Annotated in this window: 19 protein-coding genes and 1 pseudogene; 18 read left to right on the forward strand and 2 right to left on the reverse strand. The window is 39.8% G+C overall.

What is annotated here, in order from left to right:
• Positions 1-381: 381 nt before the first annotated feature.
• The 13 genes and pseudogenes from ODU50_RS08160 to ODU50_RS08220 all read left to right on the forward strand — a co-directional run bounded on the left by ODU50_RS08160 (position 382) and on the right by ODU50_RS08220 (position 17,864).
• Positions 382-1,700: pseudogene (locus ODU50_RS08160) on the forward strand (MATE family efflux transporter).
• A gap of 50 nt (positions 1,701-1,750) precedes the next feature.
• Positions 1,751-2,128, forward strand: a complete 378-nt coding sequence (locus ODU50_RS08165; RefSeq protein WP_029171852.1) for a RidA family protein — start codon at positions 1,751-1,753, stop codon at positions 2,126-2,128.
• Between the two features lie 21 nt (positions 2,129-2,149).
• Positions 2,150-3,037, forward strand: a complete 888-nt coding sequence (gene rapZ / locus ODU50_RS08170) for an RNase adapter RapZ (protein ID WP_024413015.1) — start codon at positions 2,150-2,152, stop codon at positions 3,035-3,037.
• Complete coding sequence (locus tag ODU50_RS08175; RefSeq protein ID WP_002937257.1) at positions 3,034-4,008, forward strand: YvcK family protein; 975 nt, start codon at positions 3,034-3,036, stop codon at positions 4,006-4,008. Before rapZ ends, ODU50_RS08175 begins: the two co-directional genes overlap by 4 nt.
• A complete protein-coding gene (gene whiA / locus ODU50_RS08180) occupies positions 4,005-4,922 on the forward strand; it encodes a DNA-binding protein WhiA (RefSeq protein WP_024378986.1) in 918 nt (305 codons plus the stop codon). Before ODU50_RS08175 ends, whiA begins: the two co-directional genes overlap by 4 nt.
• 283 nt (positions 4,923-5,205) lie before the next feature.
• Complete coding sequence (locus ODU50_RS08185) at positions 5,206-5,901, forward strand: Crp/Fnr family transcriptional regulator (RefSeq protein WP_014638193.1); 696 nt, start codon at positions 5,206-5,208, stop codon at positions 5,899-5,901.
• A 261-nt stretch (positions 5,902-6,162) separates the two neighbouring features.
• Positions 6,163-7,392, forward strand: a complete 1,230-nt coding sequence (arcA, locus tag ODU50_RS08190) for an arginine deiminase (RefSeq protein ID WP_014638192.1) — start codon at positions 6,163-6,165, stop codon at positions 7,390-7,392.
• Complete coding sequence (locus ODU50_RS08195; RefSeq protein ID WP_002941721.1) at positions 7,392-7,832, forward strand: GNAT family N-acetyltransferase; 441 nt, start codon at positions 7,392-7,394, stop codon at positions 7,830-7,832. Before arcA ends, ODU50_RS08195 begins: the two co-directional genes overlap by 1 nt.
• An 18-nt stretch (positions 7,833-7,850) precedes the next feature.
• Positions 7,851-8,864: an ornithine carbamoyltransferase gene (gene argF, locus ODU50_RS08200; RefSeq protein ID WP_002937241.1), complete on the forward strand. Its 1,014-nt coding sequence runs from the start codon at positions 7,851-7,853 to the stop codon at positions 8,862-8,864.
• Positions 8,865-8,981: 117 nt separating this feature from the next.
• Positions 8,982-9,929: a carbamate kinase gene (gene arcC / locus ODU50_RS08205; protein ID WP_002941719.1), complete on the forward strand. Its 948-nt coding sequence runs from the start codon at positions 8,982-8,984 to the stop codon at positions 9,927-9,929.
• 342 nt (positions 9,930-10,271) lie between these two features.
• Complete coding sequence (locus ODU50_RS08210; protein ID WP_024396021.1) at positions 10,272-11,774, forward strand: YfcC family protein; 1,503 nt, start codon at positions 10,272-10,274, stop codon at positions 11,772-11,774.
• A gap of 118 nt (positions 11,775-11,892) precedes the next feature.
• Positions 11,893-13,233, forward strand: coding sequence for a dipeptidase (locus ODU50_RS08215; protein WP_105153412.1), 1,341 nt, complete (start codon positions 11,893-11,895; stop codon positions 13,231-13,233).
• Positions 13,234-13,604: 371 nt separating this feature from the next.
• Entirely contained in the window at positions 13,605-17,864 is a 4,260-nt protein-coding gene (locus ODU50_RS08220) for a family 16 glycosylhydrolase (RefSeq protein ID WP_105153413.1), read from the forward strand.
• Between the two features lie 289 nt (positions 17,865-18,153).
• On the opposite strand, the gene ODU50_RS08225 is transcribed toward ODU50_RS08220, so the two are convergent.
• Both ODU50_RS08225 and queA read right to left on the reverse strand, forming a co-directional pair.
• Complete coding sequence (locus tag ODU50_RS08225) at positions 18,154-18,627, reverse strand: arginine repressor (RefSeq protein WP_002941715.1); 474 nt, start codon at positions 18,625-18,627, stop codon at positions 18,154-18,156.
• A gap of 63 nt (positions 18,628-18,690) precedes the next feature.
• A complete protein-coding gene (gene queA / locus ODU50_RS08230) occupies positions 18,691-19,719 on the reverse strand; it encodes a tRNA preQ1(34) S-adenosylmethionine ribosyltransferase-isomerase QueA (RefSeq protein WP_024400857.1) in 1,029 nt (342 codons plus the stop codon).
• 346 nt (positions 19,720-20,065) lie between these two features.
• On the opposite strand from queA, the gene ODU50_RS08235 reads away from it, so the two are divergent.
• The 5 genes from ODU50_RS08235 to ODU50_RS08255 all read left to right on the forward strand — a co-directional run bounded on the left by ODU50_RS08235 (position 20,066) and on the right by ODU50_RS08255 (position 23,546).
• Complete coding sequence (locus ODU50_RS08235) at positions 20,066-20,770, forward strand: glucosamine-6-phosphate deaminase (RefSeq protein ID WP_023370745.1); 705 nt, start codon at positions 20,066-20,068, stop codon at positions 20,768-20,770.
• A gap of 466 nt (positions 20,771-21,236) precedes the next feature.
• Positions 21,237-21,575 (forward strand): SSU0592/SSU0593 family protein, encoded by a 339-nt coding sequence (locus ODU50_RS08240; RefSeq protein ID WP_105153414.1) that lies wholly within the window; start codon positions 21,237-21,239, stop codon positions 21,573-21,575.
• A gap of 406 nt (positions 21,576-21,981) precedes the next feature.
• The gene (locus ODU50_RS08245) at positions 21,982-22,296 is read left to right on the forward strand and encodes an SSU0592/SSU0593 family protein (RefSeq protein WP_044762979.1); all 315 of its coding nucleotides are present in this window, start codon (positions 21,982-21,984) and stop codon (positions 22,294-22,296) included.
• Between the two features lie 430 nt (positions 22,297-22,726).
• A complete protein-coding gene (locus tag ODU50_RS08250) occupies positions 22,727-23,089 on the forward strand; it encodes an SSU0592/SSU0593 family protein (protein WP_105105963.1) in 363 nt (120 codons plus the stop codon).
• 109 nt (positions 23,090-23,198) lie between these two features.
• On the forward strand, positions 23,199-23,546 hold the full coding sequence (locus ODU50_RS08255) for a hypothetical protein (RefSeq protein WP_029752239.1): 348 nt from the start codon (positions 23,199-23,201) through the stop codon (positions 23,544-23,546).
• Positions 23,547-23,822 lie beyond the last annotated feature (276 nt).

The raw sequence follows: 23,822 nt of genomic DNA on the forward strand, positions 1-23,822 counted from the left end.
TCGGTGCACTTTTCAGAGTTCGTGTCAACATCTCAGCGCAGAGGTTGATTGGCTTTAACAGTTCAGTGGAGTGAAACAGTTCTGGGAACTGTTTCAGCCCGAGCCTTGAAACAGAAAAGCGAGGTAAAAAGGTTGGAGATAAGGCTTGCGAAGCAAATCTCAGCAATTCGTGTTTTCCACTCCAAATCTGACCTATACGACTGAAGCGAACGGAGTTCGCCTTATCTCCAAGCTCCAAAGGTTCCCCGAACCTTTGGAGCTATGCGGGGGTGGGGAGATGAACTCCTTTTTGACTTATCGAGTTCTTCCCCACTTCCTGTTTTCTTGCTTTTTCACTGAATTTTATTTATAATTATTCTAAATAAATCTGTGGAGAGGAAAATGAAGCAAGAAAGTTTAGGAAAAGAAATTATTCGTTTGGCCTTTCCTGCGACGGTGGAAAATATCTTTCAGACCTTAGTTGGTTTTGTGGATACCCTCTTGATTGCATAGCTGGGGCTGGTAGCGGTGACGGCAGTGGGTTAGCCAATACGATTTTGAATGTCTATTTGGCGGTCTATATGGCTTTGGGAGTTGGGGCAACGGCTTTGATTGCTCGGTCTATTGGCGCAGGAGATAGGGAATCTCTTACCTTTCATGTCCGTCAAGCCTTAGTGCTTTCAGTAGGTGTAGGTCTGCTATTGGGTTTACTATCCCTTATTTTCGGGCGACAGATGCTGGTCTTGATGGGAGCAGATGCGGAGAGTTTGGCTGGCGCCCAGGCATTTTTTTACTGGGTTGGTGGCTTGACGATTTTCCAAGCTCTGATGACCATTTTGGGAACAATCCTGCGGGCATCTGGGGATACGGTTTCCCCTATGAAAATCAGTCTTCTGACCAATGGTTTTAATGTGGTCTTGGACTATTTCTTGATTTTTGGTATTGGCTCTTGGTCAGGTTTGGGGATTGTAGGGACGGCCTTGGGAACTGTCTTAGCTCGCTTGCTTGGTACTGTCTTGCTTTACCGAAAAGTACAGCAGACTGACTTGGCAGTTGATCTCAAACAATTGTTCCACTTCGGAAGTCCTAAGGAAATGGTGGATTTGACCATACCTGCAGCCTTGGAACGCTTGGTCATGCGGTTGGGACAGGTGGTCTATTTCAGTTTGATTGTGGGGCTGGGGACGACTGTCTATGCTTTTCACATGATTGCAGGCAATATCGAGAGTTTTACCTATATGCCAGCCTATGGTCTTGCGACAGCGGCAGCGGTTTTGATTGGTCAAGCCTTGGGAAAGAGGGACATCCTCACAGTTAGACGAGTCGCATTTCTCAGCTCTGCCTATGGAGTAGCCATCATGTCTCTGCTCGGTACCATCTTATTTTTCGGAGCTCCAAGTTTTGCTCTGCTATTTACCAAAGACCTAGAAGCCGTCAAACAAGTCGTCACAGCCTTACGGATCGATGCTTTCAACCAGCCAGGCCTTGCGGTTTCTTTGATTATGGCTGGCGCTCTGCAGGGCTTGGGGGATACCAAGTCGCCACTCTACTCCACAATGATAGGAATGTGGGGGCAGCGCGTATTAGGTGTTATCGTCTTAGGTCAGATGTTCGGTTTAGGAATTGCTGGCGTCTGGCTGTCGATTTTGATTGACCTGCTCTTGCGAGCAATCTTCCTAAGCTGGAGATTTACTATTACAACGCGAAAACTGGCTGATTAGGCTAGTGTTTTGGTATAATATCAGTAGAATGATAAAAAGGAGATAATCAGATGAAAACCATTCACACAGATAAGGCCCCTGCAGCAATTGGCCCATACGTTCAAGGGAAGGTTGTTGGAAATTTCCTCTTTGCCTCTGGTCAAGTTCCTTTGTCACCTGAAACTGGTGAAGTGGTTGGTGAAACCATTCAGGAGCAGACTGAGCAAGTCTTGAAAAATATCGCAGCAATTTTAACAGAAGCAGGAACAGACTTTGACCATGTGGTGAAGACGACTTGTTTCCTAAAAGATATGAATGATTTTGTAGCCTTTAATGAAGTTTATAAAACAGCTTTCTCAGCAGATTTTCCAGCTCGTTCAGCGGTGGAAGTTGCTCGCTTGCCACGTGATGTTAAGGTTGAGATTGAAGTTATTGCAGTTATTGATTAGAAGAGAAAAGGAGGGAATGTCATGTCGGACAAACTCCATTTAGTGATTGTGACAGGGATGTCTGGAGCTGGTAAGACGGTAGCCATTCAGTCTTTTGAAGACTTGGGTTATTTTACCATTGATAATATGCCACCGACTCTCTTGCCAAAGTTTTTAGAGTTGATTCGCCATAGTCAGGATAACAATAAGATTGCTCTTGTTGTAGATATGCGGAGTCGCTCCTTCTTCTCGGAGATTCGAGAGGTGTTGGATGAGATTGAGGGGGCAGAGGATTTAGATTTTAAAGTCCTATTCTTGGATGCAACGGATAGTGAATTGGTTGCTCGCTATAAAGAAACTCGTCGTTCCCATCCTTTGGCGGCTGATGGTCGTGTTTTGGACGGGATTCAGCTAGAGCGTGAACTTTTGGCTCCCTTGAAAAATATGAGTCAAAATGTTATTGATACGACAGAGCTGACTCCTCGTAATCTGCGTAAGGAAATCTCGGAGCAGTTTGCTAGTCAAGATAATCAACCGTCGTTTCGCATAGAAGTGATGTCCTTTGGTTTCAAATATGGATTACCTCTGGATGCAGACCTAGTTTTTGACGTTCGATTCTTACCAAATCCCTACTACAAGTTAGAATTACGGAATCTTACAGGACTAGATCAGCCTGTCTTTGACTATGTCATGGAGCATCAAGAATCGGAAGAGTTTTATAGTCATTTGCTCGACTTGATAGAACCGATTCTTCCTGGTTATCAGAAGGAAGGAAAATCAGTTCTAACGATTGCCGTTGGATGTACGGGTGGTCAGCATAGAAGCGTAGCCTTTGCTAAACGTTTGGCAGACGATTTAGAGAAAAATTGGAATGTCAATCGTAGTCATCGTGATAAGGACAGACGGAAGGAGACGGTCAACCGCTCATGAGAAAACCAAAGATTACAGTTATCGGGGGCGGGACTGGTATTCCAGTCATCTTGAAGAGTTTGCGGGATAAGGATGTAGAGATTACCGCTATCGTGACGGTAGCTGATGACGGAGGATCTTCGGGGGAAATCCGTCAGGCTTTGCAGGTGACCCCTCCAGGTGATTTGCGTAACGTCCTATTGGCTATGTCGGATATGCCCAAACTTTATGAACAAATTTTCCAGTATCGTTTTGCGGATTCAGATGGCCCCTTGGCTGGTCATCCACTAGGGAATCTCATCATTGCTGGTATTTCAGAAATGCAGGGTTCAACCTACAATGCGATGAGGTTGTTGACGCGCTTTTTCCATACGACAGGGCGGATTTATCCATCTAGCGAACAGGCCTTGACCCTTCATGCTATTTTTACAGATGGGACCGAGGTAGCAGGTGAGAGCAAGATTTCCAAGCATAATGGGATGATTGATCATGTCTACGTGACAAATTCTTATAATGATGATGAACCGAAAGCCAGTCGTCAGGTAGTTGAAACGATTATGGAAAGTGACATGATTGTACTTGGACCGGGTTCTCTTTTTACCTCAATCTTGCCGAATCTGATGATTTCTGACATTGGCAAAGCCCTAAAAGAAACCAAGGCTGAAGTGACCTATGTGTGCAACATTATGACCCAACGGGGAGAGACTGAGTTTTTCTCAGATGCAGACCATGTGGCGGTCCTCAATGCTCACCTAGCTGAACAATTCATTGATACAGTTTTGGTCAATATTGAGCCAGTTCCACAAGAGTATATGAATAGTAATCAGTTTGATGAATACTTGGTACAGGTAAAACACGATTTTGCAGGTTTACAAAAACAGGCTAATCGTGTGATTTCTTCGAATTTTCTTCGTTTGGAAAATGGCGGAGCTTTCCATGATGGTGACTTGGTAGTAGAAGAGTTGCTCAAGATTTTGCAGGTGCGACCATGAGTTTTACAGTACAAGTAAAGGAAGAATTGCTGCTTCAGTCTAGCCAAAATAAGAGCGAGCTATCTGCTATTATCAAATTATCAGGTAGTTTGGGCTTAGCTTCATCAGGTTTGACTCTTTCTATCAGCACGGAAAATGCAAAGATTGCCCGTCACATTTATGAACTGTTACTCCATTTCTACCAAATTAAGGCTGAGATTCGCCATCATCAAAAACCTAATCTCAAAAAGAATCGTGTGTATGCAGTTTTGATAGAAGACGGCGTGAATGAGATATTGAACGATTTGCATTTGGCTGATAGCTTCTTTGGATTAGAGACGGGGATTTCCCCCTTGGTTTTGGAAAATGATTCGTGGAGTCAAGCCTATCTTCGTGGAGCATTTTTAGCGGCAGGCTCTGTTAAGGATCCTGAAAAAGGAAAATACCAGCTTGAAATAGCTTCTGTCTATAGTGACCATGCCAATGACCTGGCCAATCTGATGCAGAAATTTCTCTTGGACGCCAAGGTTATTGAGCGGAGTAAAGGAACCATTACCTATCTGCAACGTGCAGAGGACATTATGGATTTTCTTTTGGTGATTGGAGCAGAAGAGACAAAGACAGAATTTGAGAATGTTAAATTGCTTCGTGAGGCTCGCAATGACCTAAATCGAGCTACAAATGCGGAAGCCGCTAATATTGCAAAGACGGTCAATGCTAGTATGAAAACAATCAATAATATTATCAAAATTATGGATACTATCGGTCTAGATCAGTTGTCAGGTGACTTGCAGGAGATTGCCCAGTTGCGAATTCAGCATCCAGACTATTCCATTCAGCAATTGGCGGATAGTCTAACGGTACCGATCACTAAAAGTGGTGTCAACCATCGTTTGCGGAAAATCAATAAGATTGCGGATGAATTGACTGAATAGATAGGTATACATAGAATGTTATAGACATTTGAATTAACTTTGATACATCGTTACTTTCGGCTTGCCGTACTCTAGTATTGCTTGCACCTCAGTTCCTTGTCTGAAAGTTAATCCATTCGACGATACTAAGACTGGTTCGAGAGGACCGGTTTTTTGTATGCTGTGATAGCAATCTTCTTCACTGGAATGATCCTGTTTTATGAATTTTTCAGTAATGATTAGCATAGAACGTTAATATATGTTAAAATAGATAGAAGGATACTTTAGCTAGAAAGGAGTTTTGATGATAAGCAACGAACAATATGATTATCTAAGGGCACATCCAACTTTTGAACGTTTGACACGTGATAGCTTTGATCAATTAGCTAAGCATATTCGTTTTCGAAAGATTCCTAAGGGGCAAATCTTTTTTTACGCAGAGGATCCTAGAGATTATCTATTTGTATTGTATAAGGGCTATGCTCGGATTGAGCAATATGATGAGACGGATAGTTTTACGTATTTGGACTATATTCGGCAGGGCGGTGCCTTCCCTTTTGGAGATATGTTTCAGGACAAACCTTATCATTATACTGCCATTGCCATAACGGACCTAGAGTATTTTATTGTACCGATGGTCTTGTTTGAAACCTTGTCGAAGATAAATCCGAGTCAAATGGCTTATATCTGTCAAAAATTATCCAAAGTGCTTCGTTTTCAAGAGTTGCGCTTGCGAAATGCGATGCGTTCCAAGGCATCAGATCGAGTCGTTCAAGCCTTGGCTCTTCTTTATTGGGATATGTGCCAGCGCGATCAGTTTGCTACCTTGCCATTTGAAATTCATATTCAAGAGATTTCGCGTTTAGCAGCTACGACACGGGAAACGGTTAGCCATGTTTTGAAGCAACTGAAGCAGGATGGTAAAATTGCTTATAGCCATAAACAGTTAACTTATTTAGATATTGATTATTTCTTAGAAAATTTGACAGAAACTCATTGAAGTTTCTGTTTTTTTATAAAAAAATAAAAATTCATATAATGATATAACGGAGAGAATTATGCAGAATATAGGCGATATAATCGATAATTATTTATAAATAAGGTTAAAAATGTGAAGAATTTCTCAAAATAAATGTGAGCGTTTTCAAGTTTTTGTTTTTTTGCTCTGTTAAACTATGGATGTAAAGAGGAAATGAGAGGCAGGAAAGCGTACGGTCCTCCTCGTTTCCCATCATGTATAAATCTACAAGGAGGACAGATCATGTCAAACCATCCAATTCATGTTTTTTCAGAAATTGGTAAGCTGAAAAAAGTTATGTTACACAGACCAGGTAAGGAAATTGAAAACCTTATGCCTGACTACCTAGAACGCCTACTCTTCGATGATATTCCATTCTTAGAAGATGCACAGAAAGAGCATGATGCCTTTGCTCAAGCTCTTCGTGATGAAGGTGTCGAAGTGCTCTACTTGGAAAAATTAGCTGCTGAGTCACTTGTTACACCTGAAATTCGTGAACAATTTATTGATGAATATCTCGAAGAAGCTAACATTCGTGGTCGGGCGACTAAGAAGGCAATTCGCAAGTTGTTGTTGTCTATTGAAGATAATCAAGAACTGGTTGAGAAAACGATGGCCGGTATTCAAAAGGCAGAATTGCCAGAAATCCCTGCTGAAGAAAAAGGTTTGACAGATTTGGTTGAATCCTCTTACCCATTTGCAATAGACCCAATGCCAAACCTTTACTTCACACGGGATCCATTTGCTACGATTGGTAATGCTGTTTCTCTTAACCACATGTATTCAGAAACACGGAACCGTGAAACCTTGTATGGTAAATACATCTTCACTCATCACCCAGAATATGGTGGAAAAGTTCCATTGGTTTACAATCGTGAAGAAACTACTCGTATAGAGGGTGGTGACGAATTGGTTCTTTCAAAAGATGTTTTGGCAGTAGGTATTTCACAACGTACTGACGCTGCATCAATTGAAAAACTATTGGTAAATATCTTTGAACAGCATGTTGGCTTCAAGAAAGTATTGGCATTCGAATTTGCTAACAACCGTAAATTCATGCACTTGGATACAGTATTTACCATGGTTGACTATGATAAGTTTACTATCCACCCAGAAATTGAAGGTGACCTTCGTGTCTTCTCTGTAACCTATGAAAATGACACGCTTCATATTGAAGAAGAACATGGTGACTTGGCAGAACTTTTGGCTGCGAACCTTGGTCTTGAAAAAGTAGAATTAATCCGTTGTGGTGGCGGTGATATGGTTGCTGCTGGTCGTGAGCAATGGAATGATGGTTCAAATACATTGACTATTGCACCAGGTGTGGTAGTTGTTTACAAACGCAATACGATTACCAATGCTATCCTCGAGTCCAAAGGGCTTCGTTTGATTAAGATTGGCGGAAGCGAATTGGTTCGCGGTCGTGGTGGACCTCGTTGTATGTCAATGCCGTTTGAACGGGAAGACATCTAATGCCAAGTATAGAACGAACAACAATCGGTTCGGAAGAATGGCAACGCGCAGCCTCTATCTATGTCCGCTATAAGGTATTTGTCCTTGAGCGTGGTATTGCAAAGGAAGATGAATTTGACCAGAATGATACGGAAGGAAGAGTTTACGCCAATCTCTTTATTGGTGAAGAGCCTGTTTCAACGGGACGTTTTCTTCCTGTCGGTCCTGGTCAAGCTCGTCTAACCCGAATAGCCACTCTACCGAATTTTCGTGGAAAAGGCTATGGAAAAATGATTATCAGCTCTTTGGAAGCTTATGCACGTGAAGCAGGCTTTCATCAGTTGAATATACATTCGGAGTTAACTGCAAAGACTTTTTATGAGTCAGTTGGCTACCAAGCAACTTCTGAAGTTTATCAAGAAGATGGAGAATGGTGCCAGACATTGACAAAATTTATTTAAACATTAGGAGAAGAGACAATGACAAACGTATTTAAAGGTAGACATTTCCTTGCAGAGAAAGATTTCACACGCGCAGAATTGGAATGGTTGATTGATTTCTCAGCTCATTTGAAAGATTTGAAAAAACGCAATATTCCACACCGTTATTTGGAAGGTAAAAATATTGCCCTCTTGTTTGAAAAAACATCAACACGTACTCGTGCTGCCTTCACAGTAGCATCTATTGACCTTGGTGCCCATCCAGAATATCTTGGTGCAAATGATATCCAACTTGGTAAGAAAGAATCTACAGAAGATACTGCTAAAGTTTTGGGGCGTATGTTCGACGGTATTGAATTCCGTGGTTTCAGTCAAAAAATGGTGGAAGAATTGGCAGAATTCTCTGGTGTGCCAGTATGGAATGGTTTGACAGATGCATGGCACCCAACTCAAATGTTGGCGGACTACTTGACTGTCAAAGAAAACTTTGGCAAGTTGGAAGGTTTGACTCTGGTTTACTGTGGTGATGGTCGTAACAACGTTGCCAACTCTCTCTTGGTGACAGGTGCTATCCTTGGTGTCAATGTCCATATCTTCTCTCCAAAAGAACTCTTCCCAGAAGAAGAAGTAGTTGCCTTGGCTGAAGTTTTTGCGAAAGAAAGTGGAGCACGTGTTCTCATTACTGATAATGCTGACGAAGCAGTCAAAGGTGCAGATGTTCTTTATACTGACGTTTGGGTATCAATGGGTGAAGAAGATAAATTTGCAGAACGCGTTGCCCTCTTGAAACCATACCAAGTGAATATGGAATTGGTGAAAAAAGCAGAAAATGAAAATCTCATCTTCTTGCACTGCTTGCCTGCCTTCCATGATACAAACACTGTTTATGGTAAAGATGTCGCTGAAAAATTCGGCGTAGAAGAAATGGAAGTAACAGACGAAGTATTCCGTAGCAAATATGCTCGTCACTTCGACCAAGCTGAAAACCGTATGCACACTATTAAAGCAGTGATGGCGGCTACTTTAGGGGATCCATTTGTTCCACGTGTGTAATAATTAACTATCTAATAACGCATCGCAACCTCCGGGGGCTGGCACCCAGCCCCCTTATTTTGAGGATAGATGTGTAAGCGATTACTATTTCGCGAAAGTGAGGAAAAAGCAAGAGATATGGCAAATCGTAAAATTGTAGTAGCCTTGGGTGGCAATGCCATTTTATCGTCCGACCCATCGGCTAAAGCACAAAAAGAGGCCTTGGTACAAACAGCCAAGCACCTTGTAAAATTGATAAAAAATGGGGATGACCTTATTATCACACATGGTAATGGTCCTCAGGTTGGAAACTTACTTCTTCAAAACCTTGCTGCTGATTCGGAAAAGAACCCAGCTTTTCCACTAGACAGTTTGGTAGCCATGACAGAAGGTTCAATTGGTTTCTGGTTGCAAAATGCCTTGGAAAATGAATTGCTCAAGGAAGGCATTGAAAAAGATGTAGCATCTGTTGTGACCCAGGTTATCGTAGATAAGAATGATCCCGCCTTCGAAAATTTGACCAAGCCGATTGGACCATTCTATACAGAAGAAGAAGCGAAAGCAGAAGCAGAAAAGACTGGTGCAACCTTCAAAGAAGATGCCGGTCGTGGCTGGCGCAAAGTCGTTGCTTCGCCAAAACCTGTAGGAATCAAAGAAATTGGTACCATTCGTACCCTTCTCAATGCAGGTGAGGTAGTCGTAGCTGCTGGAGGCGGAGGTATTCCAGTTGTCCAAGAAGCAGATGGCACCCTGACCGGTGTGGAAGCAGTTATCGATAAGGACTTTGCTTCTCAATGTTTGGCAGAATTGGTTGATGCAGACTTGTTTATCGTCTTGACAGGTGTAGATTATGTCTTTGTTAACTACAACAAACCAGACCAAGAAAAATTAGAAACCGTTACCGTGGCTGAATTGGAAGAATATATCAAACAAAATCAATTCGCACCAGGTTCCATGCTACCGAAAGTTGAAGCAGCTATTGCTTTTGTAAACAATAAGCCGCAATCAAAAGCAGTCATTACCTCATTAGAAAACTTAGGCGCTTTGATTGAATCCGATAGCGGCACTATCATTGTCAAAGGCTAAGCAGCTGTATGTATCGTTGAGGCTTCTATTTATTGATGGACTCTGCATGCAAATATAGTTTTTAAACTAGACGGGTTATTTATTGATGGAGTTAGGGGAGTGGAAGTGTTGATAGTCCCACAAGGGTTCCCTTTAATCTAAACATGAAGGTCTGGGCTTCTAAGCTCCCTCCCCTCTCATCCATTTCCTATCAAGTATCTATCTATAAGCAATGATTTCAGATAATAGACTGAAGGAGATAGACATCTCTTGAAGATAGGTGGATATTTGATACGGTTATTACGGATACAATTTCCCTTAAATAGGGGATAAACTTTCAAAATATTATAGGAGGTTTTTGCGATGAGCGAAAAAGTGAAAAAAGGCTTTAAATTGCCTTCGTCTTATACAATATTGATGCTCATTATTGCCTTTATGGCAGTGATGACATGGATTATTCCAGCTGGTCAGTATCAGGTTGATGAAGCCGGACGTTTGGTGGCTGGTACCTATGAGAAGGTTGCTCAAAATCCACAAGGGATTTACGATGTTTTTATGGCTCCAGTTCGTGCCATGCTTGGTCACGGTGCGACTGAAGCAGCGATTAACGTAGCATTCTTCATCATCATGGTTGGGGCCTTTCTTGGTGTAGTTAACGAAACAGGTGCACTTGATGTAGGGATTGCTTCTATTGTAAAACGCTTCAAAGGTCGTGAAAAAATGTTGATTTACATCCTCATGCCTTTGTTTGCCTTGGGAGGCTCAACCTATGGTATGGGTGAAGAAACAATGGCTTTCTTCCCGCTCCTTGTTCCTGTTATGATGGCGGTTGGTTTTGATAGTATTACTGGTGTAGCCATCATCTTGCTAGGTTCTCAAATCGGCTGTTTGGCTTCTACTGTAAACCCATTTGCGACAGTTGTAGCCTCTGACGCGGCAGGTGTAAGTGTTGCGGACGGTATGATTTGGCGCTTTGTCTTCTTCGTTGTTATTCTCTTGATGGGGGTTCTCTTTGTAGCCAACTATGCTGAGAAAGTGAAAAACGATCCGACTAAGTCCTTGGTTTATAAACAACGTGAAGCGGACATGCAACACTTTAATGTAACAGCAACTCAAGAAGTGAATGCAGAATTATCACCAGCTCAAAAACGTGTTCTCTGGGTATTTGTATTAACATTTGTTCTCATGATTTGTAGCTTTATACCATGGGAAGACTTGGGTGTTACTATCTTTACACAATTTAAAGATTGGTTGATTGGTCTTCCGTTCATCGGTCAAGTGATTGGTTCTTCAACAGCTGCTCTTGGTACTTGGTACTTCCCAGAAGGAGCAATGCTCTTTGGTATTGCAGGGATTGTAGTTGGTTTAGTTTATGGTATGAGTGAAGAACGTTTGGTAAAATCCTTCATGTTCGGTGCGGCTGATATTTTCAGCGTAGCTTTGATTTGTGCTATCGCGCGTGGTATTCAAGTCATCATGAACGATGGTATGATTACTGCCACTATTCTCCACATGGGTGAAGAAGGATTGCAAGGTTTATCTTCACAAGTATTCATCATTTTGACCTATCTCTTCTACCTACCAATGTCCTTCTTGATTCCATCTTCATCAGGTCTTGCAGGGGCTTCTATGGGTATCATGGCACCTCTTGGTGAGTTTGTAAATGTACCAGCGAGCTTGGTTATCACAGCTTTCCAAGCTGCATCAGGTCTCTTGAACTTGGTAGCTCCAACATCAGGTATTGTAATGGGAGCCTTGGCACTTGGTCGTGTTGAAATTGGTACTTGGTATAAATTTGTAGGTAAGTTAATCGTAGGCATCATGATTGCCTCCATAGCTATTTTGGTCATTGCGACATTCTTCTAATCGAAATTCTGGGTCAGATTTTATCATGAATACAGATAAAATTTGGCTCAGTTTTTCCTTTTATGATAGAATAGTGCTAGAAAATATATCATATCTTATTATGTTGAAAGGGGACACAATGAGAACAAGTTTTATTCAGTCATCGCATCAGGAGGCATGTATTCAAGCCATCCAAGAACTGGTTGCTTTTCCTTCTGTTTTGCAAGAACATCAGGCAGATACGCCATTTGGTCAAGCGATTCAGGATGTTCTGGAGCACACGTTGGCTTTGACAGAAAAAATGGGTTTTAAAACTTATTTAGACCCTGCTGGCTATTATGGCTATGCTGAAATTGGGCAAGGTAAAGAATTATTAGCAATCCTTTGCCACTTAGATGTAGTACCTGCTGGTGATCTTAGTCAATGGCAGACGCCGCCTTTTGAGGCTGTGGTAGAGGGAGATTATATTATTGGACGCGGGGTTCAGGATGATAAAGGCCCTTCGATGGCAGCCTTATTTGCAGTAAAAGCACTTCTTGATGCGGGAGTCCAATTTAACAAGCGGATTCGTTTCATTTTTGGAACAGATGAAGAGACCTTATGGCGGTGTATGAACCGCTACAATCAGTTGGAAGAAGTGGCAACTATGGGCTTTGCACCAGATTCCTCCTTCCCTTTGACTTATGCTGAAAAAGGATTGTTACAGGCCAAATTGCATGGTCCAGGTCACCCTTGTCTGAGTATCGAAGCGGGAACTGCTTATAACGTAGTACCTGCCAAGGCAAGCTATTCTGGTCATTTATTAGCAGGAGTTATTGCGGAATTAGATCAATTAGGCTTTGATTATGAAACAAAAGATGATCAAGTAACGGTTCTTGGTATTTCGCGGCACGCCAAGGATGCTGCCGAGGGGGTCAATGCCATCGTTCGTTTGGCAAAGGCCTTGGAACATTTCGAAAGCCATCCAGCCTTGGACTTTATCGTCAATGCAGTTGGTGAAGATGCTACAGGATTTAAGCTTTTTGGTGATGTGACTGATGAACCATCAGGGACACTCAGTTTCAATATTGCAGGTCTAACCATTAGCGCAAAAAAATCAGAAATTCGCTTGGACATTCGTATTCCTGTCACTGCGGATAAAGAAGCCCTAGTTTCTACTTTACAAGCCAAAGCGCAATCATGTGGTTTGACCTACGAAGAGTACGACTACCTTGCTTCCTTGTATGTGCCATTAGACAGCCAGCTGGTATCTACCCTCATGTCTGTTTATCAAGATAAGACAGGAGATTTGACAAGCGAGCCAATCTCGTCAGGTGGGGCTACCTTTGCTCGTACTATGCCAAACTGTGTGGCCTTTGGTGCATGTTTCCCAGATACAGAACAAACAGAGCATCAGGAAAATGAACGCATGCCATTAGAAGACTTATATAAAACAATGGATATTTATGCTGAGGCAGTCTATCGTTTAGCTGCGGAATAGCCATTATCAGCATTGAATATTAAAATACAGTTTAAAAGCTCTTAGTGAAATATCTGAGGGCTTTTTTTATGAAGAATAACATTAAAAAGATGAGATAGAAATGTGTCACTGTTTACAAGAAGTGGACAAAAATATATGAAAGTGTGACTTATTATATGCTGTTTTAAAAATAGACCCCATCTGCATATAGAATAAGTCAAGTTAGACTATTCTACAATAAAACGCTTACATGTTATATTTGTGACAGAAAATGCGATCGCACATCAACCAGTAAACTGAATTTTGAGTCTTATACGAGGCTAAAAAGGTTTACAAACTGCTTTATTTTGGCTATAGGTAGGATAAACTTGCAGACTTTATAGGAGGAAATAATGAAAAAAGAAACAGGTAAGTTTACGAAAAAAGTCATCCTTGGTCAGCTTCTCATCTGTACCAGTTTTTTGGTATGGGCAGGACAGACCGTTGCAGCAGAGGAGGTATCTCAGGGAGAACCAGTAGCAATTAACAATGAAACTCCACCTGCTATTGAAGCAAGACCACTTGTGGAAGCTACTCCATCAACTGAAACAGAACCTTCAACTCCAGAAGAAAAACAGGAGGAATCACAAGTAGCTGATAAAAATGTGGTAGAAGGGAAAAAGCCCGTAACTAACAGCCAGCATCAGATGGTTTCGGAATTATCAACGGTCCCTTCTGTTTCTATAAAAAATCCAGATGCAGCTACCGATGGGAGTGCTTACGGTAGTAGCGATGATGCCAATAGCAATACCAAAATCATTGCTGGTAAAGAAACTGGCGAATCAGATAACGGTTACTCCAAGTGGGATCATGTTTACGTTCAGTATGATTTTGAAAAGGAAGTTCCCGTCCATACTGTAAAAATTCATCGTAATACTTATGATAATGCAGTGTCTACTTTTAAAGATGTTAAAGTGGAATTGTCTACAAGTGTAGATTTTTCTCCTGAAACCACAGAAGTCATTTTCAAACAGGCAGATGTAGAAGAAACAGTTGCGAATAAAGGACAGCCTCAAGTCATCCAATTGCCAACACCAATCAATGCTCGTTATATTCGTATTTGGGGACGGGGGCATTATATCCAAAATACAAACAGTTCCTGGAAGGGATATAGTAATGGCGTTCTCTTTAACGAGATAGAAGTCTTGGCGCAGGTTGAAGCAGATGCTGGTACGAATGAAGAACCACAAACCGAGCTAGTCAACCTCGCTAAATTAAAAAAACCATATTTCTATGGTAAGGCTCCAACTAATCCAGAAGCCATTAACGATGGAAAGTTCGACGAGAATTATACTACTCAAGAATCAATAGGGAACCAGGCCTATCTTCAATATGAATTTAGAAATGTCTATACTATTGAGGAAATCAAGGTTCAGTTAGCTCCTGGAGAGTATCGTAATTTCCGGATAGATTTGGATGATGATTATAATGATGGTAATAATTATAATACAATCTATAAGAATGAAAATTTCACCATTGACAAGGAACAGATTATAACGATTAAAACTCCGAAGAACTCTAAAGCGCGTTATGTTCGCTTTAGAGGTACTCGCGTAGACGATACTCCTCTTCGCTATTCAGAAATTCAGATTATGGGACGAGGAAAATCTTATGACGAATCTGCTCCAGAATATGTTCCACCAAAATCTGAATACGATACATTAGTCTGGTCTGATGAATTTAATGGCGACAAGATTGATGAAAGTAAATGGCAAATTATTGATGGCATGTGGAATCATGCGGCTATATACAATCGTAAAGCAGTTTCTATCAAAAAAGATGGCGACAAGAGCTATTTGTCTATCCGTAGCACGAACCATAAGGATAAAAAAGCTTTGGTTGAAGCAGTTGGGCACGATCGGTATGATGATAAAGAATTACCAGATAAAGTAACATGGTCTTCTGGTCGCCTAGAATCTAAAGATAAGTATTCTTTCCAATTTGGTCGAATGGCTGTTCGAGCTAAGGTAAATGACTCTAAGGGAATCTGGCCTGCTATTTGGATGTTGGCACAGGATGAGACCGGGCATGACGAAATTGACGTTTTGGAATACCTTGGTCAAAATCCATGGGATGCATGGACAACTAACCATTTTGGTATTTTGGCAAAAAATAAAAAATCTGATGGCTCAGCTTATAAGAATTACGAAGCTTGGAGTCAGGAATTCCATGTCTACGAAGTCGAATGGACTCCAGATGTCATCAAATGGTATATTGATGGAAAATTTGTTTTTCAAACCAACCGTGGTAAGGATAGGGATGGTATGCACACCCGCCCTATGTTCCCAATACTGGAAACCCAAGTTGGTGATGGCTGGGTTGGTGATGTTGATTACAAACGCAACATGACTAAACAGGATAGTGAGTACTTGGTTGATTGGGTTCGAATTTATCAAAAAGCAGATCAAAGTAAGGTACATTTTGATAATCTAGATGATGCCAAGCCTAATGATTATGTTATTAAGCCGCAGCAAAAACTTGGTCACCTCGTAACAGTCTCTAACGGGAAAGCAGCTCATGAAAACAAAAATAATTTCTACTATGGAGGTCAACCACGTTACGAAACAAGCAGGCTCTATGCTGATGGTGATGGCGAAAATGCACTAGTTTACAAGATTGCTAATCCAGAGGCTTTGCACTTAACAACTTATTACAAAACACTTGAAGACTATTCTGTCTATAATAAAGAAGCAGGGGCTAATGAAGGAAAATCTGTTCGCAAACATTTGATAAATGCAAAAGACGGTGAAATTGACTTCACTGTGTATTCATCTGTTGACGGCAAAAGCTGGAATAAAGAGAATGTTACTGTAGTGGATAATTTTGTAGAAGCAACCCCAGCTTATGCACGCACTACATTTGATATTCGCAACATTCGAAAAGGTACTAAATTTGTGAAAATCGTCTTTCCAACGGTCAAAGGTATTTCCTATAAGTTGGAAGATGGAACAGAGAAAGGCCTGCAAGCCAGTGATGTTCAGTTAGCAAAAGTAACTTTTGTAGCTGCTCATCCTGAAGCAGAACCAGAAAAACCTATTGTTGATCAAGAAAAACTAGCTTTGTCCAAAGTTTTTTCACTCGATGCCGGTCGCAAGTATTTCTCTGTAAATCAGATAAAGGAGATTATTGATTTAATTTCTTCTTATGGTTACACGGATATGAACCTCTTATTGGGAAATGATGGTCTGAGATTTTTATTAGATGATATGAATTTGACCGTTGGAGATAAGGTGTATGACAGTGAAGCAGTTAGAAAAGCAATAATAAATGGTAATAAGCATTATTATGACGATCCAAACGGTACAACCTTAAGTCAGAGTGAGATGGATGATATTCTTGCTTATGCTAAGGAAAAAAATATTTCCATTATTCCAACTATCAATAGCCCAGGTCATATGGATGCGATTGTAGAAGCAATGGAAGAATTGGGGATAAAATCGCCAAAATTTAGTTATAATGGCAAAACATCTGCACGTACAGTTGATTTAAAAAATGACCAAGCAGTTGCTTTTACTAAAGCCTTAATTGATAAATATGCTAGTTACTTTGCAGGCAAATCTAAAATTTTCAATATTGGCTTAGATGAGTATGCTAACGATGCTACAAATGCTTCTGGATGGCACATTCTTCAGACACAAGGTGATTATGGTAAGTTTATTCAATATGCCAATGATTTAGCAGCTATCGTCAAGAAGCATGGTTTAGAGCCAATGGCTTTCAATGATGGTATCTATTATAACCACGATACTAGTTCGGGTACTTTTGATAAAGACATTATTGCTTCTTTCTGGACAGGAGGTTGGGGAGGATATGATGTTGCTTCCTCAAAATTCCTTCATGAAAAAGGGCATAAAATTCTTAATACAAATGATGCTTGGTACTATGTTATTGGACGTGAAGCAGAAGGTTTGGGATGGTATAACCTTGATCAAGGTCTTCGAGGAACTAAATCAACAAGGTTTGATCAAGTACCGAAATCTGAGAATACTAAGGTACCCATTATCGGTAGCATGGTTGCGGTATGGGCAGATGACCCAAGCAAGCCTTACAGCTATGACTCAATTAAAAAACTTTTGCACAGTTTTACGGAAAACAATTCTGATTATTTTTGGGCAGAGTACCGAGATTTGCGAGAAGAAGTTGGGAAGATTCCTACTGATTTAAATTCCTATACACCAGAGAGCGTGGCGACTTTAAAAGAGGTCTTGAACAAGATTGATTGGAAACTAAGTAGAAATAACCAAGCGTTTGTTGATGGTTACTTGGCAGAAGTAAAAGCAGCGCGTGAAGCGTTAGTTCCTGTGACAGCAAAAGGAGACAGCGTCAAAGCGGAGCCCTTACCAGAAGGCAAGCTACCTCTGATTACTGCTAAAGGAAAAAGTGTCCAAGCAGAACCACGCCCTGCCTTTAAGGGATACCTGACATCAAACTATGGACCATCTGTCACACCTTTATCCCTTGTATCAAAACCAAGCAGTGAGCAGTCAAATTCCAAGCAAGTAGCTTCTCAGAAGAAAGAATTGCCAAATACAGGCGCAGTAGATGGTCTTGGATTCACTCTTCTTGGACTTATCGGCCTAGCAGCTGCTATTCGTCGGAGGAAAGAGGAGTAACATAGCCATTTGAGTGAATGTTTAGGGCTTTCTAATTGTAATGATATAGTCATTTAGTTTTTCTTTCACTCGCTTTGCCGTACCCAAGTATAGCATGTAGCTCATTGCCTTGTACAAAAAGTAAACTAGAAGGCTATGAATAACAGGATAATTTTTTATAGGCTACTAAAAATCCCCCGTAATAAATCTTATTACGGGAGATTTTCGTTTATGAGTATAAAGGGAAGTTATTGATATTTATTTGAAAAATTATCTTTAAAATTAAGTATTTGTTTGTGAACACAAATTTTTATAATTTACTAAAGAAAAATGGTGGAGTAAACTGTTTCAAGTGCTCGAAGCAAGCTTGTGCCCCCTCGACATCTTCACAAATGATGAGACAGACATCGTCACCGCAGACGGTCGCTACAATTTGAGGAATTTCCATGGCATCCAAAATAGAACCGAATGAGTTGGCCAATCCAGGTAGGGTCTTGAGCACCACTTGATGTTGGATAGGTTTTAGCATGACCAAAGCATCTTCCATATAGAGTCGCAGTCGTTTTTCCCAGCGAGTAGGAGCAATGGGGTTGATGACATAGTGAGAAGAATCATCTTCGTTGACTTTGACAAGATTGAGCATCTTGATGTCACGGGAGAGGGTAGATTGGGTGACGGAGACTCCGTTGACCTCTAGTAATTCTTGCAATTCCTGCTGGGTATGTATTTTCTTCTCCATGATTAGAGACAGGATTAGCTGATGGCGGCTTTCAATCTTGTTCATAGGGCCCTCCTTGAGATGTAAGGAAAATAAAATCTGAACTCAGAATAAATTGGTGATAACAGCCTATTGAATAAACATTGCATCCCCAAAACTAAAGAAGCGGTAACGTTCTTCAACAGCATGTTTATAGGCATCTAAGGTAAATTCTCTACCTGCAAAGGCAGAAACTAGCATAACCAAAGTAGATTTTGGCAGGTGGAAATTGGTTGAGAAGGCATCAACGATTCGGAAGGTGTAGCCAGGTTTGATGAAGATATTTGTCCAACCAGAATCAGCTTCCAAACGGCCATCAAATTTATTACCGATGGTTTCGAGGGTGCGGATGGATGTCGTGCCGACTGCGACGATACGGCCACCGTTATCTTTGACCTGATTGAGGGTTTGAGCAGCTTCTGCCGATAGGTTATAGAATTCCGAGTGCATTTCATGCTCATCAACGTTATCAACAGAGACTGGTCGGAAGGTCCCAAGCCCAACGTGAAGAGTCAGATAGACTAGTTTCACTCCTTTAGCTTCGATTTTTTCGAGTAATTCTTGGGTGAAATGTAGTCCAGCAGTTGGAGCTGCGGCAGAGCCGTTTTCCTTGGCATAAACTGTTTGATAGCGTTCACGGTCTTCTAATTTTTCATGAATGTAAGGTGGAAGTGGCATTTCGCCTAGACTTTCCAAGACTTCAAGGAAGATTCCTTCATAGGAGAATTCAACAATTCTTCCACCGTGTTCTAATTCCTCTACGATAGTAGCAGTTAATCGTCCGTCACCAAAAGCGACTGTGGTACCGACCTTCAGACGTTTTGCTGGTTTGGCAAGTACTTCCCACTGATCACCTTGGGTATTTTTCAAAAGCAAAAGCTCAACATGTCCCATAGTTTCAGGCTTGTAGCCATAGAGACGGGCAGGCAGAACACGTGTATTGTTCATGACCAGAGCATCGCCGGGATTCAGCTGGTCAATGATATGGTCAAAGTGACTGTCAACCATGCTCCGTTTTTCGCGGTCGAGGATCAATAGTTTAGAGCTGTCGCGCTTTTCAAGAGGCACTTGAGCGATAAGCTCTTCGGGTAAATCAAAATCAAAATCTGCAGTATTCATATTCACTCCTTAGACTAAAATAAAATATAGGTAAAATAAATCAATAGGGCAAATGGCAAAGCCACCAATAGACTACCAATCAAGTAGAAAATAAATTTTAGGACCTTTGATTTAGAAATAAAATAGCCAGTAAGGCAGAACAGAATACCAATAAAAAATAAGTAAAAAAGCACATCTGTCATAAATGTATTATATCATAGTTAGACACTTAAGTCTTGATGGATGGGAAGAGAATTAAAATTATTCGTGCTAATGTAATACTCTATAAGTATAAATTCTTGACAAAAATTGGTCTATACCATATAATAAAGAAAAAAAGAAATGGTATAGACCAAAGAGGTGTGTTATGAAAATTCATGTAGTAAATAATCAAGTTGAAGGAGCAACTGTAGCATTAGACATTTTGAGAGAAAAATTGAACGGAGGTGCCAAGGTATTAGGTTTGGCAACAGGCTCCAGTCCGTTAGAATTTTACAGATTGATTCGTGAGTCAGATTTAGACTTTTCGAATGTGACATCTGTAAACTTGGATGAGTATGTTGGTCTAGGTGAGGAGAGCGACCAATCCTATATTCATTTTATGAAGGAAAATCTTTTCAATGACAAACCGTTTAAGAAATCTTATTTACCGAATGGTTTGGCGACAGATGTAGTTGCTGAAACAGAACGTTACAATAAAATTTTGGCTGAACATCCGGTTGATTTCCAAATTTTGGGTATCGGTCGCAACGGCCATATCGGTTTCAACGAACCAGGTGCTCCATTTGATGGTCAGACTCATCTGGTTGAATTGGCGCCATCAACCATTGAAGCCAACGCCCGCTTCTTTGACAATCCAGAAGATGTACCAAAACAAGCTATCTCCATGGGCATCGCCAACATTATGGCAGCCAAGACCATTGTTCTCATGGCCTATGGTCAGGAAAAAGCTGACGCCATTAAGGCGACTGTGGAAGGGGCAGTGACAGAAGATGTCCCAGCAAGCGTCCTCCAAAACCATGACAATGTCATCCTCATCCTCGACCAAGCAGCAGCGAGTAAATTAGTGTAGTATGTTGTAAACGATTATTCTTAGACATAAAGTTGGTTGTAACAGTACAATAAGTATAATTTCTGAATGAATCTAGGTTCTTTTTCCATTATGAATTTGACAAAAATTGTGAAAAGGCATGTAACTTATATTTTTAAGGGCATGCCTTTTGCTATTCTGATAATCCATATCAGTTGTTATATATTTGAATGGATTATATATAACATTAAGTTGGATGTGAGAGAAAATTTCAACAAGAGGTATTGCTATCCTTTATCATGTTGAAAATTGATAGGGATAAGTGAAATGAGCGAAATAGTATCATTTTCTCTACGTTTTGTATAACGTTTTCATTTTTTTCAGGTAGTTTTCTGGTTTTTATATAATCTTTTTCTAAAGTTGGTTTTTGAGTTATTTTTTTGTGCTATACTGTTACTACGTTTCCGATAGGAGGAAGCAAATATCTATACAAAGGAGATGTTTCATCATGAAACATATTGTAACAAAACGTAATTATAAAGTTGGTGCATGCGCTATGGCACTTGCATTGCTGATGACTACTGCAGGTGGTGCAGTTGTAAATGCAGAGCAACGACTAACATCAACAGGTACTATTTCAGAACGAGGAAATAGTGTCCTTGTAGCAACGCCCGCTCTAAATAAGTCTTTTCAAAATAATGGAGTTAACCAATTAGAGTCTATCAATCAAAAAATGGATCCTTCTGTACAAAAATCATGGTTTGGTTCATTTTGGGGACATGTAAAAACATTCTGGAATGCATTATGTTGTTCTGTGGGACTAACTGGGCTCAAAGTTAGTAAGTAACATAGAGTTATAATCTTGTAATATTTAGTCAATTAATTTGCAAATCCTTCATACTTCACTAACTTTCTTAAATTATTTAATTTTCTATATATTACCCTCTTAGAAATCTTTTTCATCTATACATTCATAACTTTAATAATATAACTTGAATTAGTATGCCCTCTATGAAAATAGAGGGTTTTAAACATTTTAGAGACATTTTTTCTTTATTACCACAATTATTCGAGACAAGTTTTTTGAACCACAAACATTGCATGTGTATTTTTGTCTTTATATTAATATTTCCATATCTTGGAGTTTTATAGTTTTTTATCTAACCTTTTTCTAAAGTTGGAATTTGAGTTGTCTGTTTGTGCTATACTATCATTTGTAGAGACGAATATCGTATAAAGGAGATATTTCAACAATGAAGCAACTTGTAACAAAACGTAGTTATAAAATTGGTTTGAGTGCCATGGCTTTGGCCTTGCTAATGACCACTGCAGGTGGCGCAACTGCACATGCAAGTACGGAGACCTACAGTGTCGAAACCCGAGGTGATACCAAAGTGTATAGGCTGTTGGAAGCTCCAGCGGAGTCTTTTGCACAGGGGAGCATAGTTTTGAAACCTGTGAATAATTCTACAACTAAACCGTCTGAAACCAAATCATGGTTTAATTCTTTTTGGAGTAGTGTAAAAACATTCTGGGAAGCATTCTGTCGTGGAGTTGGATGGTGTTAAGTAGAATGTTTACTATTTAGAGTTATATTCTTGTAATATTTAGTCAATTAAATTTGCAAATCCTTCATACCTTCATTAATCTTTCTTAAATTTTTAATTTTCTATATATTACCCTCTTAAAAATCTTTTTCATCTATACATTCATAACTTTAATAATATAACTCAAAATAGTATGCCCTCTGTGAAAATAGAGGGTTTTAAATTTTTTAGAGATATTCTTTTTTATTGCTTCGCTTATTCGAGACAAGGTTCTCTTGAACGGAGCGTATCCTATTTCTATGTTTTTATATTAATATTTTTATTTTTTGGAATTTAATGGTTTTTTATCTAATCTTTCTCTAAAGTTGGGATTTACATTATTTTTTTGTGCTATACTGGCACTACATTGTCTAAAAAAGGGCGAATATTGTATAAAGGAGACATTTCAAAAATGAAACGTATTGTAACAAAACGTAGTTATAAAGTTGGTCTGTGTGCTATGGCTCTTGTTCTTCTGATGAGCACTGCAGGTGGCGTAACTGCTGGTGCACAAGACTATCATGTCACTTCATCTGGAGAACTAAAACCAATGAGCAAGGGAGTGTTTATGAAATTGGAATCGTCATCTACTCCTATTGAGAATACTGGGGTCACTGAGTTGAAATCTATTAATAGTCAGAATGCTGATTCAGCTAATTCGTCTGATTCTTGGTTTTGGAACTTATGGAAGAAATTCAAAACAGTTTTCAAAACATTTATTGAAAAAGGGGTACGTCGTGGTTTCGGTATACAAAGATTATTTGGATTTAAGTAATCAATAATTAAAGTGTTATTCAAATGTTTATAATCTTGTAATATTTAGCGCAATTAATTTATAAACCTTCATATTAAAAAAACTAATACTTTGTAAAAGGAGACATTTCATGAAACGAGCTAATTCAAAACTAGCAGCTTTAACACTCATTACAACTCTTGCAGTTACCTCTGTTATTGGGACAACGGTGCACGCTGATGTTCAAGAAAAAGTTGACCAAGCAGTGTCACGCGGTTACTCTCCAATAACGGAAAAATCTTTAGAAAAAGCACTTCAAGGTCATAATTTAAACAATTTTGCAATAAATGGGGTATTTCCTAAAAATAACAATTTTAAAAATAATGGAATCAATATTACTGGAACGGTTAAAACTTTTCCGAAGTCTTCTGAAAGTCCCTCATGGTTTTGGAACCTTTGGAATCGTTTTAAAACTTTTGTCAAAAATATTTTTAGCTAAGATTTCTATTTTTCGTTGACTTCATATGGATAGGGAACAGTGGTTCATGTGAGCCTTTATTCAAATGAAAAGCGTATGAAATATTGGAAAGATCTAGGCATCTAAACCAGAGATTGTGCAAGAAATTATGTAATAGACCTCACATTTTTTGCGAATGGGATGTTGACACGAATTCCATATTTCTTGAGTCTCGGTTGTAATTTTTCTTAGATAAATTAAAGAGTGAAAAGTTTAGGATATTGTAATTGTTCTAAACTTTTTATATTGCATTGATAA

This window comes from Streptococcus sp. 2020WUSS084, from assembly GCF_044427445.1.
Lineage (GTDB): Bacteria > Bacillota > Bacilli > Lactobacillales > Streptococcaceae > Streptococcus > Streptococcus suis.

Bases quoted from the DNA above. Each gene is read 5' to 3' on its own strand.
- argF (WP_002937241.1), top strand. From the start codon at position 7,851: ATGACAAACGTATTTAAAGGTAGACATTTCCTTGCAGAGAAAGATTTC.
- arcC (WP_002941719.1), top strand. From the start codon at position 8,982: ATGGCAAATCGTAAAATTGTAGTAGCCTTGGGTGGCAATGCCATTTTA.
- arcA (WP_014638192.1), top strand. From the start codon at position 6,163: ATGTCAAACCATCCAATTCATGTTTTTTCAGAAATTGGTAAGCTGAAA.
- ODU50_RS08165 (WP_029171852.1), top strand. From the start codon at position 1,751: ATGAAAACCATTCACACAGATAAGGCCCCTGCAGCAATTGGCCCATAC.
- whiA (WP_024378986.1), top strand. From the start codon at position 4,005: ATGAGTTTTACAGTACAAGTAAAGGAAGAATTGCTGCTTCAGTCTAGC.
- ODU50_RS08245 (WP_044762979.1), top strand. From the start codon at position 21,982: ATGAAGCAACTTGTAACAAAACGTAGTTATAAAATTGGTTTGAGTGCC.
- ODU50_RS08255 (WP_029752239.1), top strand. From the start codon at position 23,199: ATGAAACGAGCTAATTCAAAACTAGCAGCTTTAACACTCATTACAACT.
- ODU50_RS08220 (WP_105153413.1), top strand. From the start codon at position 13,605: ATGAAAAAAGAAACAGGTAAGTTTACGAAAAAAGTCATCCTTGGTCAG.
- queA (WP_024400857.1), bottom strand. From the start codon at position 19,719: ATGAATACTGCAGATTTTGATTTTGATTTACCCGAAGAGCTTATCGCT.
- ODU50_RS08210 (WP_024396021.1), top strand. From the start codon at position 10,272: ATGAGCGAAAAAGTGAAAAAAGGCTTTAAATTGCCTTCGTCTTATACA.
- ODU50_RS08185 (WP_014638193.1), top strand. From the start codon at position 5,206: ATGATAAGCAACGAACAATATGATTATCTAAGGGCACATCCAACTTTT.
- ODU50_RS08235 (WP_023370745.1), top strand. From the start codon at position 20,066: ATGAAAATTCATGTAGTAAATAATCAAGTTGAAGGAGCAACTGTAGCA.
- ODU50_RS08225 (WP_002941715.1), bottom strand. From the start codon at position 18,627: ATGAACAAGATTGAAAGCCGCCATCAGCTAATCCTGTCTCTAATCATG.
- ODU50_RS08215 (WP_105153412.1), top strand. From the start codon at position 11,893: ATGAGAACAAGTTTTATTCAGTCATCGCATCAGGAGGCATGTATTCAA.
- ODU50_RS08175 (WP_002937257.1), top strand. From the start codon at position 3,034: ATGAGAAAACCAAAGATTACAGTTATCGGGGGCGGGACTGGTATTCCA.
- rapZ (WP_024413015.1), top strand. From the start codon at position 2,150: ATGTCGGACAAACTCCATTTAGTGATTGTGACAGGGATGTCTGGAGCT.
- ODU50_RS08240 (WP_105153414.1), top strand. From the start codon at position 21,237: ATGAAACATATTGTAACAAAACGTAATTATAAAGTTGGTGCATGCGCT.
- ODU50_RS08250 (WP_105105963.1), top strand. From the start codon at position 22,727: ATGAAACGTATTGTAACAAAACGTAGTTATAAAGTTGGTCTGTGTGCT.
- ODU50_RS08195 (WP_002941721.1), top strand. From the start codon at position 7,392: ATGCCAAGTATAGAACGAACAACAATCGGTTCGGAAGAATGGCAACGC.